Annotated in this window: 15 protein-coding genes; 4 read left to right on the forward strand and 11 right to left on the reverse strand. The window is 68.6% G+C overall.

Annotation, left to right across the window (positions count from 1 at the left end; translation table 11 throughout):
• Nucleotides 1–38: 38 nt before the first annotated feature.
• Nucleotides 39–1,511 carry a PLP-dependent aminotransferase family protein gene (locus ABZS29_RS28305; RefSeq protein ID WP_355466244.1) on the reverse strand — a complete coding sequence of 491 codons (1,473 nt, stop codon included), beginning with the start codon at nucleotides 1,509–1,511 and terminating at the stop codon, nucleotides 39–41.
• Nucleotides 1,512–1,539: 28 nt separating this feature from the next.
• Between ABZS29_RS28305 and ABZS29_RS28310 the strand changes: the two genes are divergently transcribed.
• Genes ABZS29_RS28310 through ABZS29_RS28320 form a run of 3 tightly spaced genes read left to right on the forward strand, consistent with a single transcriptional unit; the run spans nucleotide 1,540 to nucleotide 3,996 of the window.
• Nucleotides 1,540–2,340 (forward strand): methyltransferase, encoded by an 801-nt coding sequence (locus tag ABZS29_RS28310; protein ID WP_355466246.1) that lies wholly within the window; start codon nucleotides 1,540–1,542, stop codon nucleotides 2,338–2,340.
• Nucleotides 2,337–2,480: a hypothetical protein gene (locus ABZS29_RS28315; protein WP_355466248.1), complete on the forward strand. Its 144-nt coding sequence runs from the start codon at nucleotides 2,337–2,339 to the stop codon at nucleotides 2,478–2,480. The genes ABZS29_RS28310 and ABZS29_RS28315 overlap by 4 nt, the downstream gene beginning before the upstream one ends.
• A 31-nt stretch (nucleotides 2,481–2,511) precedes the next feature.
• The gene (locus ABZS29_RS28320; RefSeq protein WP_355466250.1) at nucleotides 2,512–3,996 is read left to right on the forward strand and encodes a CYTH and CHAD domain-containing protein; all 1,485 of its coding nucleotides are present in this window, start codon (nucleotides 2,512–2,514) and stop codon (nucleotides 3,994–3,996) included.
• 63 nt (nucleotides 3,997–4,059) lie between these two features.
• On the opposite strand, the gene ABZS29_RS28325 is transcribed toward ABZS29_RS28320, so the two are convergent.
• The 9 genes from ABZS29_RS28325 to ABZS29_RS28365 form a co-directional block, all read right to left on the reverse strand.
• On the reverse strand, nucleotides 4,060–5,703 hold the full coding sequence (locus ABZS29_RS28325; protein WP_355466251.1) for a cation acetate symporter: 1,644 nt from the start codon (nucleotides 5,701–5,703) through the stop codon (nucleotides 4,060–4,062).
• Nucleotides 5,700–6,038 carry a DUF485 domain-containing protein gene (locus tag ABZS29_RS28330; protein WP_355466253.1) on the reverse strand — a complete coding sequence of 113 codons (339 nt, stop codon included), beginning with the start codon at nucleotides 6,036–6,038 and terminating at the stop codon, nucleotides 5,700–5,702. The genes ABZS29_RS28325 and ABZS29_RS28330 overlap by 4 nt, the downstream gene beginning before the upstream one ends.
• Nucleotides 6,039–6,222: 184 nt before the next feature.
• Nucleotides 6,223–7,761 carry a cation acetate symporter gene (locus ABZS29_RS28335; RefSeq protein WP_355466255.1) on the reverse strand — a complete coding sequence of 513 codons (1,539 nt, stop codon included), beginning with the start codon at nucleotides 7,759–7,761 and terminating at the stop codon, nucleotides 6,223–6,225.
• 176 nt (nucleotides 7,762–7,937) lie between these two features.
• Nucleotides 7,938–8,324: a hypothetical protein gene (locus ABZS29_RS28340; RefSeq protein ID WP_355466257.1), complete on the reverse strand. Its 387-nt coding sequence runs from the start codon at nucleotides 8,322–8,324 to the stop codon at nucleotides 7,938–7,940.
• 1 nt (nucleotide 8,325) lies between these two features.
• Nucleotides 8,326–9,069 (reverse strand): LytTR family DNA-binding domain-containing protein, encoded by a 744-nt coding sequence (locus ABZS29_RS28345; RefSeq protein ID WP_355466258.1) that lies wholly within the window; start codon nucleotides 9,067–9,069, stop codon nucleotides 8,326–8,328.
• Nucleotides 9,070–9,078: 9 nt separating this feature from the next.
• Nucleotides 9,079–10,230: a histidine kinase gene (locus tag ABZS29_RS28350; protein ID WP_355466260.1), complete on the reverse strand. Its 1,152-nt coding sequence runs from the start codon at nucleotides 10,228–10,230 to the stop codon at nucleotides 9,079–9,081.
• Nucleotides 10,227–10,964: a YfcE family phosphodiesterase gene (locus tag ABZS29_RS28355; RefSeq protein ID WP_355466262.1), complete on the reverse strand. Its 738-nt coding sequence runs from the start codon at nucleotides 10,962–10,964 to the stop codon at nucleotides 10,227–10,229. The genes ABZS29_RS28350 and ABZS29_RS28355 overlap by 4 nt, the downstream gene beginning before the upstream one ends.
• A 24-nt stretch (nucleotides 10,965–10,988) precedes the next feature.
• The gene (locus tag ABZS29_RS28360; RefSeq protein ID WP_355466264.1) at nucleotides 10,989–12,155 is read right to left on the reverse strand and encodes a hypothetical protein; all 1,167 of its coding nucleotides are present in this window, start codon (nucleotides 12,153–12,155) and stop codon (nucleotides 10,989–10,991) included.
• Nucleotides 12,156–12,188: 33 nt separating this feature from the next.
• On the reverse strand, nucleotides 12,189–13,280 hold the full coding sequence (locus ABZS29_RS28365; RefSeq protein WP_355466266.1) for a hypothetical protein: 1,092 nt from the start codon (nucleotides 13,278–13,280) through the stop codon (nucleotides 12,189–12,191).
• Between the two features lie 87 nt (nucleotides 13,281–13,367).
• On the opposite strand from ABZS29_RS28365, the gene ABZS29_RS28370 reads away from it, so the two are divergent.
• Nucleotides 13,368–14,792, forward strand: a complete 1,425-nt coding sequence (locus tag ABZS29_RS28370; protein ID WP_355466268.1) for a serine/threonine-protein kinase — start codon at nucleotides 13,368–13,370, stop codon at nucleotides 14,790–14,792.
• Here ABZS29_RS28370 and ABZS29_RS28375 read toward each other — a convergent pair.
• Nucleotides 14,789–15,730: a hypothetical protein gene (locus ABZS29_RS28375; protein WP_355466269.1), complete on the reverse strand. Its 942-nt coding sequence runs from the start codon at nucleotides 15,728–15,730 to the stop codon at nucleotides 14,789–14,791. The genes ABZS29_RS28370 and ABZS29_RS28375 overlap by 4 nt on opposite strands.
• Nucleotides 15,731–15,863 lie beyond the last annotated feature (133 nt).

Genomic DNA, 15,863 nt, shown 5'->3' on the forward strand with positions numbered 1-15,863 from the left:
CAGTACGAGAGGACTCCGTCGTGGCGTTGCATCCGCAGTCAGCCGCGCCCAGTTGCCGCCACGATGTCGGCGATCACCCGGATGGCGTCGGTCAGTTCGGTGGGGGTGCGGGCGGCGTAGCCGAGGACCAGGCCGGGAGCGTGGGGGAGTTGGCAGTGCCAGGACAGCGGGTGGGTCTTGACGCCTTCGGCGAGGGCGGCGGTGGCCAGGGCGGTGTCGTCGAGGCCGGGCGGAAACGTGATGGTCAGGTGCAGGCCGGCGGCCGCGCCGTGGACGGTTGCTGTGGGCAAGTACTTGGCGATGGCGGTGGCCATGGTGTCGCGGCGGGTGCGATGCCGGCGGTGGACGTAGCGGAGCTGGCGTTCCAGTTCGCCGGAGTCCATCAGGTGCGCGAGGGTGAGTTGGGGCAGAGAGGCGTTGCCGAGGTCGGCGCGGCGCTTCAACGCGATGAAGTCCTCGCGGTACTTCGCCGGCGGGACGATCCAGCCGATCCGCAGCGCCGGCGCGAGCAGCTTGGAGACACTGCCGGCGTAGATCACCTGGTCGGCCTGCATCGACCGCAGCGCTGGGACGGGCGGCCGGTCGTAGCGATGTTCGGCGTCGTAGTCGTCCTCGAAGATCAATCCACCATCGGCTGCCCACTGCAGGAGATCGCGCCGCCGCTCACCACCCAGTACGACGCCGGTCGGGAAGTGGTGGGCCGGAGTCACCATCACCACCTCGGCATCCGACTTCCGCAGTACGTCGACCTGCAAGCCGTTCTCGTCAACGGGAATCGGCCGGGCGCGCAGCTGCCATTCCTCCATGTGCTGGCGGGATCCGAGCGAACCGGGGTCCTCGACCGCGACCTCGGTGATGCCGCGCGTGCTCAGCAGTTGCGCGAGCAGCCCGATCGCCTGCGAGACCCCGGCGACGATGATCACCTCGTCCGGATGGGCGGTGATCCCGCGGTAGCGCGCCAGCCAGTTCGAGACGGCGCCACGGAGTTCCGGCGTACCGGATGGGTCGCCGTACCCGAAGGCGGAGGCTTCCAGGTTGGTGAGGACGGCACGCTCCGAGCGCAGCCAGGCAGCGCGCGGGAAGGACGCCAGGTCCGGTACGCCGGGAGTCAGATCGATGCGCGCGGGCGCGGCGCGGAGGGCGTCGAAGATGTCGAGGCCGGGCGCGTAGATCTTCGGCGGCAGTTCGAAAGCCCGTTCCCGCGGTGCGGGCGCAAGCGCCGGGGCAGCGACCACGACGGTGCCGGCTCGGCCGCGGCCGCTGACGTGGCCGTCCTCGGTGAGGCGCTGATAGGCCTCGGTCACGACACCGCGCGAGACCTGGAGTTCGGCGGCGAGCAACCGGCTGGCCGGGAGGCGGCTGCCGATCGGGAGACGACCGTCGGCGATCGCGGTCCGGAGCTGATCGGTCAGCCAGCCGGCCAAGCCACCGGCCGGTGCCTCGGCCGCGTTCAGCTGGAGGAAGTCCGCGCCATTGGTCCTGCGGAAGTCGCCCTGATTGGACCTGTCCATCGGACCATTGTGACGGCACCTTGGAGATATGAGAACCGATTACGTGCATGGTTACACCCCGGCCGAGACGCGCCGGTTGACCGACCAGGCGCAGACACTGGCCGAGCTCCTGCACGGTGGCATCGAGTACGCGCCGGGGATGCGGGTACTCGAAGCCGGCTGTGGGGTCGGCGGTCAGACCGTCCAGCTGGTCACCCGGCACCCGGGAATCGACCTGGTCGCGGTCGACATCTCCGAGGAGTCGCTGGCTCAGGCCAAGGCGCGGGTCGCCGCCGTGGCACCCGAAGCTCGGGTCGAGTGGCGCTGCGCCGATCTTCGCGAGCTCGAGGGTGAGCTGTTCGACCACGTCTTCGTCTGCTTCGTCCTCGAGCATCTGAAGGACCCGGCCGCGGCCCTGACCGGCCTGCGCCGGCTACTGCGCCCCGGCGGAACCATCACCGTCATCGAAGGCGACCACCAGTCCGCGATCTACCACCCACGCAGTACGGCGGCGCAAGCGGTCATCGAGTGTCTGGTCGACCTGCAGGCCGAGGCGGGCGGCGACTCGCTCATCGGCCGTCGCGTGCAACCGCTCCTCGAAGCGGCCGGCTTCCTCGACATCCACACGGAGCCGAGGACCGTGTACGCCGACGAGACGCTGCCGCACCTGGTCGACGGCTTCACCCGCAGGACGTTCATCGCCATGGTCGAGTCGGTGCGCGAACGCGCTCTCGCCGTCGGCCTGCTGACACCCGAAGCCTGGGCCGACGGAATTCGCGACCTCGAACGAACGGCCGCGGCCGGCGGCACCTTCCACTACACGTTCTTCCGCGCTCGGGGGCGGACGTGATCGGGTTCGCGGCGATCGTCGTACTGGTGGCGTGGGGGCTGCAACGTAATCGCCGCCGGCAACTCCGCACCATCTCGCCCAACGGTGTGGCCGACCGCGATCTGGAGCGATTGGTGGCCGACTTGCGGGCGATCGCATGAGCAGTTCACGAACCCCTGGTAAACAGTAGGCATGCCGACCGAGCAGCTCGAGATCGAGACCAAGTACGACGTCGACGAGTCGACCCATCTGCCGGCCTTGCACGAGTTGCCCGGGGTGGCGAGTGTGGCGCAGCCGGTCGAGCTCAACCTGGAAGCGGTGTACTACGACACCGAGGCGCTGGACCTGGCGGCGAACAAGGTGACCTTGCGGCGGCGGACCGGTGGTGAGGACGACGGCTGGCATGTGAAGTTCCCGAAGTCGTCCGGTGCGCGGCTCGAGGTGCGGTACCCGCTCGGCCGCTCGACGCAGAAGGTGCCGATCGGAGTCGTACGGTCGGTGCGGGTGCACGTCCGGGACCGCGAGCTGATTCCGGTGGTCACGCTGCAGACGCATCGGGTGGTGCATCGGCTGCTCGACGCGGAGGGCGTCGTACTGGCTGAGCTGGCCGATGATCACGTCACCGCGACGACGACCGACGGTGAGCCGGATCGCTGGCGTGAGTGGGAGGTCGAGCTGGTCGGCGGCGACCGTGAGTTGCTGGAGGCGGCCGAGGCCGTGCTGCGCGCTGCCGGTGCCGAGCCGGCGGCCGGGCCGAGCAAGCTGGCGCGCGCCCTCGGCGACCGAGTGCCGGCCGGCGACGGCTGGGAGCTGCCCGCGAAGCCGCGGACGGCTCATGTCTTCCGGGCCTACGTCACCGAGCAGGTGCAGGCGATCCGCCAGCGCGATCCCGAGGTGCGCCGGGATGCGCCGGAGGGGATCCACAAGTTCCGGGTGGCGACGCGGCGACTGCGGTCGGCCCTGGCGACGTTCCGGCCGGTGATCGATCGTGAGGCCGGCGACGAGATCCGGGCCGAGCTGAAGTGGCTCGCCGGTGAGCTCGGGGTCGCGCGGGACGCCGAGGTGCAGCGAGCGCATTTCGCCGCCGAGGTTGCCAAGCAGCCGGTCGAGCTGGTGATGGGCCGAGTCGCCGGGCGGATCGACGACCACCTGCGCAGCGTGTACAAGGAAGGCCGGACGGGTGCGCTGGTCGCGCTGGAGAGCGAGCGGTACTTCCGGCTGCTCGACACTCTCGACCGGCTGATCGTCGATCCGCCGCTGACCGGCGACAACCGCAAGGCCGCGAAGCAGCTCGCCGAACTGCTGGCTCACGACAAGAAGCGGATGCGTAAGGCGGTCCGCCGGGCGCAGTCCGCCGAGACGGCCGAAGAGCAGGACCACGAGCTGCATGAGGTGCGCAAGTCCGCGAAACGACTCCGGTACGCCGGGGAGGCCGTCGTACCGGTATTGGGTGCCGAGGGCACCGAGTTGGCGACGCGGGCCGAGGAGGTGCAGGAGATTCTCGGCGGGTTCCAGGACTCGGTGGTGTCGCGCGAGCTGCTGCGAGAGCTCGCCGTACAAGCTCAGTTGGACGGCGGCAACGCCTTCACCTTCGGCCGCCTGCACGCGCTGGAGGAGGCTCGCGGCCGAGCCTCCCGCGACGCGTTCTTCGAGCTCTGGCCGTCATTGAAGTTCTGACAATTGGGGCTGCCAGGCAGGTCCGTCTGAGTTCGGCAGGACCTACCTGGCAGGTTCGAGGGGTTAGTGCTGCGTCGCCTTCTCGGCGCCCGCACCGGTGAGGGAGCGGACCTCCATCTCGGCGAACTTGTCGACGTCGACCGCTTCCTTGCTGGTCAGGGTGCCGATGATGCCGAGCACGAAGGCCAGTGGGATCGAGACGATGCCGGGGTTGTCGAGCGGGAACCAGTGGAAGTCGATGCCGGTGTCGGTGATCATCGACAGGCTCGCGCCGGTCTTCTTGTCCACCTTGCCGGAGACGACCGGGCTGAAGACGATCAGGAAGATCGCCGAGCCGAGACCGCCGTAGATGCTCCAGAGCGCGCCGCGGGTGTTGAAGCGCCGCCAGAACAGCGAGTACAGGATGGTCGGCAGGTTCGCGCTGGCGGCCACCGCGAAGGCGAGCGCCACCAGGAACGCGATGTTCTGGCCGTTGGCGAAGATGCCGCCGAGGATCGCGACCGCGCCGATCACCACGACGGTGATCCGGGCGACCCGGACCTCGCCGTCACCGCTGACCTGGCCCTTCTTGATCACCTGGCCGTAGATGTCGTGGGCGAAGGACGCACTGGCGGTGATCGTCAGCCCGGCCACGACGGCCAGGATGGTCGCGAAGGCGACCGCCGAGATGACGCCGAGCAGGATCTCGCCGCCGAGCTCGTAGGCGAGCAGCGGAGCCGCCGAGTTCGCCTTGCCCGGAGCCGCGCGGATCTTGTCCGGACCGACCAGGGCCGCGGCGCCGTACCCGAGCACCAGGGTGAACAGGTAGAAGATGCCGATGATCCAGATCGCCCAGCTGACACTGCGGCGGGCCTCCCGCGAGTTCGGCACCGTGTAGAAGCGCATCAGCACGTGCGGCAGACCCGCCGTACCGAGCACCAGGGCCAGGCCGAGCGAGATGAAGTCGAGCTTGCTGATCCCCGTTGCGCCGTACTGCAGGCCCGGGCTGAGGAGCTTCTCCCCGACCGCCGGGCTCTTGTCGACCGCGGCGCCCAGCAGGCCGGACAGGTTGAAGGCGTACTTCGCCAGCACCCACAGCGTCATGATGCCGGCGCCGACCACCAGCAGGATCGCCTTGACGATCTGCACCCAGGTGGTGCCCTTCATGCCGCCGACCAGCACGTAGGTGATCATGATGACGCCGACGACGGCGATCACGACGCTCTGCCCGGCGCGGTCGGAGATGCCCAGCAGCAAGGCCACCAGACCACCGGCGCCGGCCATCTGGGCCAGCAGGTAGAAGAAGCAGACACCCAGCGTCGAGATGGCCGCGGCCATCCGGACCGGACGCTGCTTGAGCCGGAACGACAGTACGTCGGCCATCGTGAACCGGCCGGTGTTCCGGAGCAGCTCGGCGACCAGCAGCAGCGCCACCAGCCAGGCCACCAGGAAGCCGATCGAGTACAGGAAGCCGTCGTAGCCGTTCAGCGCGATGGCGCCGGCGATGCCGAGGAAGGACGCGGCGGACAGGTAGTCACCGGCGATCGCGATGCCGTTCTGCGGGCCGGTGAAGGAGCGGCCGCCGGCGTAGAAGTCGGCCGCGCTCTTGTTGTTGCGGGAGGCCCGGATCACGATTGCCAGCGTGGCCACCACGAACAGCGCGAAGATCGCGATGTTGACCATCGGATCCCCGACGGTTGCCAGCGGCAACAGCAGTGGCGCGCTCATGAGGGCTCTCCTTCGATCTGGTCACGCAGGTGCTTGGCGTCCGGGTCGAACTTCTGGTCGGCCCAGCGGACGTAGAGCAGCGTGATCGCGAACGTGGAGACGAACTGGCCGAGCCCGAACAGCAGCCCGACGGTGATGTTGCCGCCGATCTTGTGCGCCATGAACTTCGGCGCGTAGTCCGCGAGCAGGACGTAGACGAAGTACCAGACCAGGAACAGTCCGGTCATCGGGAACACGAAGCGGCGGAACCGGCGGCGCAGTTCGGAGAAGTCCGGTGACAGCTGGGCATCTCGGTACGTCGTCAGATCCGGTTCACCCGGCCGGGTATCGCTCATGCGCGGGGACCTCCAGACAGGGGACAGGCCGGGCGGAACCGGCGGGGTGTGCTGCCCGTACTGTGGTCCAGCTCACGCCCCGGCCGACAGCACCCGCGCGCATCGAGCGCTCAATGGCCCACCTCGGGCGACCGGCGGGCCACCGCCGTGCGGCGAACGGTCGATCCGCCACGACCAGCGGTGGTCAGGGGTGCGGTCTCGGGTCGCGGTCGACGTTGACGGCTTCTGGGGTGTGCAGGCGGACCATGCTGCGGGCGGCGCCGGCGGGGATGCTGTCCGGGGTCAGCTTGGAGACCACGATGACGGTGAGGAACGCCAGGGGCATGGTCCAGGCGGCCGGTTGGACGACCAGGGCGCGCGGCCAGCCGTCCGGGGGCGCGCCGATCACGTTGACCAGAGCCGCTGCGCTGGCTGCGACACCGCCGACGAGCAGACCGGCTGCGGCGCCGGTGGTCGACATGCGTCGCCACCAGATGCCCAGTACCAGCATCGGGCAGAAGGTCGAGGCTGCGACGGCGAACGCGAGTCCCACGGTGTCCGCGAGGCTCAGAGCGCCGGTGAGCCGGAAGGCGACGTACGGGACGGTCATGGCTAGTAGGGCGGCGATGCGGAAGCTGTTGACGGCCAGGTAGTCGCCACCGGTCAGGCGGGTCAGTCTGGTCCGCAGCAGGTCCTGGTCGATCACTCCGGCGATCGCGACGGTCAGTCCGGACGAGGTGGACAGGAACGCGGCGAACGCTCCGGCCGCGACCAACGCGCCGAGCAGGTCTCCCGCCGTACCGGGGAAGATGCGGCTGGGAAGTTCCAGTACGACGGTGTCTGCGGCACCGGCGACCAAGTCCGGGGCGAACGAGCGGCCGAGGATCGCGTACATGGGTGGGAACACGTAGAACAGGCCGAGCAGGGCCAGGACGACAACCGTCGTACGGCGGGCCGCGCGGCCGTCCGGGTTCGTGTAGAAGCGGACCAGCACGTGGGGAAGGCCCATGGTGCCGAAACACAAGGCCAGCAAGAGCGAATAGGTCGAGTAGAGCGGGTGGTCGCGGCCACCGGCTCTGGAGAGCGGTTCGGCCCACTCAGCGGCTGCACCGTGCAGTGACTCCAGTACGCCGATCTGGTGGTCGCCGGAGCGCCACGCGATGAGGATGACGAAGATCGGTGTGGCCAGCGCGGTGAGCTTCAGCCAGTACTGGAAGGCCTGCACGAAGGTGATCGACCGCATGCCACCGGCGGCGACGTTGATCACGACGATGACGGCGACGACGGCAGCACCGACGTCCGGGGGCGCACCGGTGACAGTCTGGAACGTGAGACCGGCTCCGCGCAGCTGTGGCAGCAGATAGAGCGTTCCGATGCCGACGACGAGGCCGGAGCAGACGCGGCGCACCATGGCGGACTCGAACCGAGTCTCGGCGAAGTCCGGCAGTGTGTAGGCGCCAGAGCGCCGGAGTGGGGCAGCAACCAGCACCAGCAGCATCAGATAGCCAACGGTGTAGCCCACGGAGAACCACAGCATGTCGGCGCCGTTCACCAGCACCAGTCCGGCAACACCCAGGAACGATGCGGCGCTCAGATACTCACCACTGATGGCAGAGGCGTTCCAGCGCGGAGTGATCGCCCGACTGGCCACATAGAAGTCACTGGTGGTCCGAGAGATCCGCAGCCCGAACAAACCGATCCCGATCGTCGCCACGATCACGAGACCGATCCCGGTCAAACTCATTGCCGATGACATTCAGTGCCTCCCAGCGGGGATGGCTCGGCGCTTGCGGCGCCCAGGCACGCACCTCGCGGCACTTGACGAGCACCCGAGATGCTCCGCATCGAGGGCACTCCTCAAGCACCCCGATGCACGCACCTGGACACCGCAATCACTCGAGCCCTCCCCGCTGGCAGGCACTATTGCCGCCCGACGAACTCGGTGAACTCGGCCTCGATGCGCTCGGCGTTGCGGACGTAGATGCGGGCGGCGACGTACACGACCGGGTAGACGACGATGCCGAGGATCACCCAGGGCAGCGGCAGGCCGAAGATCGCGAAGGTGCGGGTCGGGGGGACCAGCCAGAACAACAGCGGGATGCTGCCGAGGATCAGGGCGGTGCCACCGATCACCGCGAGCGTGAGGCGGAGCTGGGACTGGATCAGCGAGTTCATGTAGACCTGGCCGAGGCGAGTCTGCTCGTCGATCTCCCGGGTTCCGGCCGGAGTGGTGGGCCGCCGGGCCGCACTGGTGCGAGGGCTCGTGACACGGACGCGACGCGGGCCTGGAGGCGTGTTGGTGCTCATGTCATGGGCGCAGGGAGGTGGAGCGGACCAGGAGGTCGCGCAGCTCGCGAGTGTGCCGCCGGCTGACTGGAAGCCAGTCGTCCCCGACCCGTACGGCGCAGCGACCGCTCTCGACCCGCATCTCGTTCACATGCGCGAGGGCGACGAGAGTACTGCGGTGGATCCGGGTGAAGCCCGCCTCACGCCAGCGCTCTTCCAGCGTGCTGAGCGGGATGCGGACCAGGTGCGAGTTCTGCCCGGTGTGCAGGCGGGCGTAGTCGCCTTGGGCCTCGACGTACCGGACTGTCGAGCGCTGCACCCACCGAGTCACGCCGGCCAGTTCGACGGCGATCACCTCGTCACCGGCATCGGCTGCTTGTGGTGACGCGGGCGCACCGGCGGTGACCACGCGCCGGACCGCCTCAGCCAGCCGCTCCTGGCGGACCGGCTTCATCACATAGTCCGTCGCCTCCAGCTCGAACGCCTGGACCGCATGCTCGTCGTACGCCGTGACGAAGACGATCTGCGGGCGGCTGGCGAACTTCGACAGCACCCGGGCCAGATCGATCCCGTCCAGACCGGGCATCTTGATATCGCAGAACACCACGTCCAGATCCTCCGCCTGCAGGATCTTCAGCGCCTCGGGGCCGTTGGAGGCGGTCCGGATCTCCCCGATCCGGTCGTCGCGCCGGAGCAGGTAGACCAGCTCGTTGAGCGCCGGCTCCTCGTCGTCCGCAACGAGCGCCCGCAGTGGTGTCTCCGCCATAACCTCACCCTAGGGGGACGCATGCACTCCTGAGGAGTATTTGGGAATCCGGAACGTCACCTTCGTGCCCGCGTCGACCTGCGTCTCGACCACCAGGCCGTAGGCGTCGCCGTAGACCTGGCGCAGCCGTGCGTCCACATTGCCGAGGCCGATCGAGTCGCTGGCGGACTCACCGGCCAGAACCGCGCGGATCACCTCGGGGTCGCTGCCGGCGCCGTCGTCCTCGACGCTGATCTCCGCCTCGTTGATCTGGTCCCGGGCGCGGATGGTGATCCGGCCGACGCCGGTGGTGCCCTCCAGCCCGTGCCGTACGGCATTCTCCACCAGGGGCTGGACGACCAGGAATGGTACGACGACAGGCAGCACCTCAGGAGCGATCTGGAGCGACACCGTCAGCCGCTCACCGAAGCGCGCCTGCTCGAGGACCAGGTAGCGCTCCACGTTGCGCAGCTCGTCTGCGAGCGTGGTGAACTCGCCACCCCGCCGCAGCGCGTAGCGAGAGAAGTCGGCGAACTCCAGCAGCAGCTCACGCGCTCGCTCCGGGTCAGTGCGGACGAACGACGCTATGGCAGCCAAGGCGTTGTAGATGAAGTGCGGGCTGATCTGAGCGCGCAGTGCGCGCAGCTCGGCCTCCATGGCGCGCGTGCGCTCCTTGTTGAGCTCTGCGAGCTCCACCTGACCAGAGACCCAGCGGGCGACCTCTTCGGTCGCTCTGACCAGTGCAGCCGACGAGCGCTCGCTATACGCGACCAGTACGGCGACCACGCGCTCCTCGATCACGATCGGCGCGACGGCCGCCGTACGGATCGGGCATTGCGGGTCTCCACAGGCAACGTCGTGGACGCCGAGAATCGCGGTGCGGCCGGTGCGGAGCGTCGGTGCGGCGATCGAGCGGGCGTCTCGACGGTGGTTGCTCTCGTACGCGCCGCCGACCCCGTCCCACGCCAGTACGCCGGAGGAGTCGCAGATCGCGATGGCCGCCGTACCGAGGAGGTCTCTGAGGTGACGGCTCGCTTTGCCGGCCGCGGCGGGCGTCAGGCCTTCGCGCAAATGCGGACTGGCCAACGAGGCGGTATGCAGAGTCGCATACGTCGCCTTGTCAGCCGGAGTACCGAAATGCTTCCGCCGCCGTGCGAACACCCCACGACGGTAGCCGCTCATCCCTCGGAGCGTGCCCTGAACGCGTCCAGCGCCTCCGTGTCGGAGTAGTTCGTCAGCATGTACGCGTCGAGCCACTCCTGCCGTCCGGGGTACGTCGACGTATTCATGATCTGCTCTGCCGCGGCCACTCGGTCCAACGCGGACCGCCTGAGCTGAACGCCCTCCGGCGTCACCAGCGCCCAGCTGGGCCCGGGAGCGCCGTACGGCATGCCAACGCTGCCGGCGTTGACCACAGTCCGTCGATCCACCTGCCGCACGAACGGCATGTGCGTGTGCCCGCAGACCACGGTCCTGATGTCGTCCGGCACAGTGCTCAGTACGTCGCTCCACCGTCGTACTGGACTGTCCACCAGCACGACCTCCTCGTCGTCCCTAGGCGTCGCATGGCACACCAGCACATCCCCGAACGTCACCGACGTCGGCAACTCGGCCAGCCACTCCACCTGCTCCGGCGTCAGCTCCCCAGCAGCCCAAGGACTCACCGCATCCGGCGCCTCGCCTGTGAACGTCCCCCGAGCCATCGCCACCGCCTCGCGATCCGCGTTCCCCCGAACCCACACCGCCCGATCGCCCATTGACTTCAGCCGATCGAACACCTCCCGAGGCTGCGGCCCGCTCACCACATCCCCCGCGACCACCACCGTGTGCGCCGCCCGCACGTCCTTCTCCGCCAGCACCGCCTCCAACGCCGGCAACACTCCATGGATGTCCGCAAGCACCGCAAGGCGAGTCATGCAGCCCAGTGTGCTCCCTAGGTGTTAGCTGCCGATCACGAGAGGCGTGTCGGTACCGATCGGAGTGGCGAGTTCGCAGGCGCCGGTGGTGATCGTGCAGCGGATGATGGCGGTCCTGACCTTCTCGGTCTGCCCGGCCGGAGTCGCGAAGGCGACGACGAGAACATGCTGGTCGTCCTCGACGGCCATCGCCTGGAAGCAGCCCTTCCATTCGTGCAGGACCTTGCCGGAGTTCGCTTCGAAGGCGGCCGACGTGCCGGAACAGAATCCTTCGGCGTTGTCCTCGTCGCCGTAGGCGATGGCGCCGTTCGGAGTGAAGCCGCGGACCTGGAACGCGCAGGTGCGGAAGAGCTGGGTGCCGCTCGGAATCTGTACGACGTTCGAGCAGGTCCCGTCGTCGTTGCGGACCGGCATGGCGGCTGCGGTGCGGCCGTCGGCGGAGACAGCAGTCGGCGAGATGACCGCCTTGATCAGTTGCGCCTTCGCCTCACCGGGCACCCAGGCGTACAGCTTCCACGGGCCGGTCTCCTCGTCGCTCGCGCGGTAGTAGACCTTGCCGCCGGTGTAGGCGATGACCCGAGCCTCCCAGCTGTTCGGCAGCTTCAGCGACTGCAGCGAATCTCCGGTCTCCGCGTAGACAGTGCCGCCCTTGTTCGGCACGCCGAGACTGCTGAGCCGCGCGGCGGCGTACGCGGCGGCACGCTGGTCCGCTGTGGTGACCAGGGACGAGACATCCGGCGTACGGCGGACTGTGCCGCCGGGCTCGAGCTTCAGCAGCTCGGTGCCGTCGCCGTCCGGCTCGTACATGACGACCGCCAGAGTGCTGCCCCCCAGCTGGCCCATGCTGAGAACGGAGCCCTTGCCGGGAATCTGCACCTTGTAGTTGGAGCCGCTGTGCACCTCACGGCCGATCAGGTACGGCACCTGGGGCTCACGGCCCTGCGGGAGCTTGCTGATGTTCAGCTTGGTCACGGCGGACGCCGTCGGCTTGAGCGTCGACGGCGTGGCGGTCGGTGTCGGCGTACTGGCTGACCAGGAAGGCGTGGGGAGGCTGGGGGAGCTGGTCAGGGGAGCTGCGTCGGCTTGGGCGGTTTGGGGGGCTTGGCGGTAGGCGAGGGCGGCGCCGATGGCGACCGCGGCCACGGCGACGGAGGCCACCACGGCGATCAGGCGACCGTTGTTGTTCCGCATCGGCGGGGACTCCTTACAGGTTCGTTCTCGCCCTTATGAGCCGAGGAGCAGGTGTTCTGTGGACAGCGGCGTGGCCAGCTCGCACTGGCCGGTGCTGACGGTGCAGCGGACGACGGCTGAGCGGGAGCGGGCGTCGACGTCCGCGTACCACTCGAGCAGGACGTGGTCGTCGTCCTCGGCGAGCTGACGCACGATGGTGGGCGCGGTCCAGGTGCGAATGACTGTGCCGGTCTTGGCGTTCAGGGCGGAGACGGTGTCGACCCCGAACGGGCCACCGGTGTTCGGCGGCAGGGCAAGCACGAAAGCGTTGCCTGGACTGAAGGTGTCGAGACGGTTCTCGCAGGTCTTCCAGCGCTGCAGTCCGGTCGCCAGTTCGGTTACGGCCGAGCACACGCCGCTGTCCGTGAAGATCGGCAGGCTGGAGGTCAGCGTTGCGTCCACAGTCACCGCCTGCGGCGACGTCACTCGCGAGATCGGTACGGCGGCCTTCTGATCGACATCCCAGCGGGAGAGAGTCTCAGTGCCACCTGCTGTGGTGGCGCTCCGGAAGAACACCGTCCGGCCGCTCACCGACAGCACCTGCAAGCCGTAGGCCTTCGGCTGTGTCAGCGTGACCGCTGGTCGGCCTGGGAGCTCGTAATACACAGTCGCGCCCTGCGTGCCGTCGCTGTCGCCACCTGCGGCATAGCCGACGGCCTGTCCGTCAGCACTGCCTGCGAGCGAGTCGATGTCCTTGACCTGCCGCAGGACCGCGCCCTGACTGTCCTGGACCACCAGGGTGCTTCTCACCGCCGCATCGACCTGCAGGGTCCAGGTCGTGTCCCAGAGCCTGGTGACGGCGGTGATGTCCCGAGTGCCCGGGACCTTGACCGGATTGCCCACTCCACCCATGACAGTGCGGCCGCGCACATAGGCGACCTGAGGGTCGCGTCCGGTCGCCAGCTTGGTCGCATCGATCTTCACCGTGAGCGGCGCCGTACTGGTGGGGGTCTGACTGAGCGGCGCGGCGGCCGCGCCCGCCTGACTCTCCGGACCCCGGGCAGCGGCCAGCATGCCGCCACCTGCCACGGCGGCGACCGCCACCGCGGCCACCGCGATCACCAGCGGCCGGTTCCTCTTCGACACCTGCTCCATCCTCGCTGAGACGCACGAAGTCGCTCGTTTGTTCGCACCGGCGAGCGAGTCGCAGGAGCGATCGAGCATAATGCGTGCATGGACCAGCCCCAGCGGATCGGCCGGTACGCCCTGGTCCGCCGGGTCGGTGCCGGGGGTTTCGCGACCGTCTGGCTGGCCAAGGACGAGCAGCTGGACGCCGATGTGGCGGTCAAGATCCTCTCCGACCTGTGGACCGACGACGAGGACGTCCGGCGCCGGTTCCTGGCCGAGGGCCGGTTCCTGCGCAAGGTCGACTCGCTGTACGTCGTGGGTGCGCATGACGTCGGCGAGACCGAGGACGGCCGGCCGTACCTGGTGATCACGTACGCCGACCTCGGCACACTCGCCGACAAGATCAAGGCCGGCCCGCTGGAGATCGCCGACGCGGTCCGGATCATCACCGAGGTCGGCAGGGGCCTCAAGCACCTGCACAGCCGCGGGGTCCTGCACCGCGACGTGAAGCCGGCCAACGTGCTGTTCCGCAGCATCGCCGGCGGCGACCGCGCCATGCTCGGCGACCTCGGTCTGGGCAAGGCAGTGCAGGACGTCTCCCAGCTGACCATGCCCGGCGGCACCCCGGCGTACGTCGCTCCGGAGCAGGTGATGGGCGATCGCCTGGACCACCGCGCTGACCTCTACTCGCTCGGCGCGGTTGCGTACGCCGCTTTCACCGGCCAGGCGCCGCACGGTGTGAACAGCCTCGGTGCGGTGATGCAGATCGACAAGCCGCCGCCGTCCATGACCACGCTGCGCAAGGACATCCCGGACGCCATCGACGTCGTCGTACGGCGTGCGCTGGAGCCGAACCGCGATCTGCGCTGGCAGGACCTCGACAGCTTCCTCAACGCTCTCCGCGAAGCGCATGCGACCGGCAAGATCCCCGCTGGGCTGATTCCGGCGTCAGACGTGCCTCCGGCGAGCCCTGTCATTGGTCGCGTCGACCAGGAGACCGCGCTGTCCAGCGCGAACCAGTTGACGCAGGCGCCGCCCAAGCGGTCCGCCCGCGGCCGCGTGATTGCCGGAGTGCTCGCCGTACTGCTGGCGGCCGGTGGTGGGTACGGCGGCTATGAGTACGTGCTGTCTCGTCCGGTCAAGGTGGAGTCCGCCGGGCTGTCGGTCGAGGCGCTGCGGGACTGGTCGCAGAAGGCAGAGGACACCGCCGCGCACCGGCTGCTGGTCGCCAACAACACAGCGGGCTGGCGGACCGACGCCTCCGTGGAGGGCGTCTTCGTGCAGGTCACCAACGCCACCAAACTGCCGACAACCAGCACACCGCCGCCCGGCTGCCAGCCGGTTGCACCGGATGGCGGCCAGACGGACAGTGGCCAGCAGCTGGCGACCTTCCGCTACACCTGCAGCGGTCCGTCGGTCACCGAGCAGTTCCGGCAGCTGAACAGCACAACGCAGCTACAGATCCAGGTGCGCGACGACAATGCCAAGGTCCGCGAAACCGTCGTGAACTCGGTGAAGTACCAGCCTTAAGGCACCAGCGAGGTCAGCGACGAGATCGACGCCTTGTGCATCCGCGGGATCACGTTGAGCGTGTCCGGGTCCGAGGCGTACAGGTGCGAGCCGGATTCGTAGACCAGGTAGGCAGTCCCGTTGTACTCGGTGATTCCCTCGGTCATGCTCGGCGCCCGGAAGCAGCTGAGCGCTGCCGCGTCCAGATCCTTCTGGCCGCGCTTCACGACGTACAGGTTGCTGCGGTTGGTCCGCCCGTACGACGTGCTGTAGATGAAATGACCTGCTGTGACAGTGAGGCCCTGCGTCTTGGTGGGGATCTCCCACGCACCGGAGAGCGTGGTCAGCGTGCCGTCGTCGGCGATCTTGTACTCGTACATGGCGCCGCGGCCGGTCTCGTTGAAGGAGCCGGCGAACAACGAGTCGCCGTAGGTGCCGATGAACGACGCCGCGGCCACGTCCCGCGCCGTACCGACCTGCGTCAGGTACGGCGTACCGGCCGCCTTCATGGCATCCCGCAGAGCCGTGAGGCTGTACTTGCGGATGCTGGAGCCCGCACCGGACACGAACGCCCAGCCCTTGCTGACGGCGATGCCGCCCATGTGCGACTCGGCCACCGCCACCACGCCGACCGTGGAGCCGGTGGCCGGGTCGATGCCGTAGATCTGCGAGTCGGCGCCTTCACGGTACGAACCGACCAGCAGCAGGTTCTTGCCGCTGCCGTCCCAGTTGTACCAAGTGCCGGCGCCCTGCGGCGTGTGGGTACTCAGGTTCGGAATGCTCGCGCTGTTGCTGAAGCGGGCGTCGTACTTCTTGGAGGCCGACGGGCCGTCGTAGAAGGTCGCGCCACCGGTGGTGGCCGTGTCGCATGAGATCGCGGCCTGCGCAGGCAGAGCGGCGGCCGTCAGGGTGGTGGCGGTCAGAAGAAAGGCGGACATGAGCGGGCGGAGCCGGGACATGGCATTGTCCTGTTCTCGAATGGGGCGGAAAGTTACAACTGCCTCACCCTAAGGCGACAACCACCCACCGGGAACGGTTCGGCGTGTGACGGAGTCGAAGGCGCTCGGCGTGAGCGGCCGCCGGACAACGCCG

Origin of the sequence: Kribbella sp. NPDC005582 (assembly GCF_040605415.1) — a bacterium.
Lineage (GTDB): Bacteria > Actinomycetota > Actinomycetes > Propionibacteriales > Kribbellaceae > Kribbella.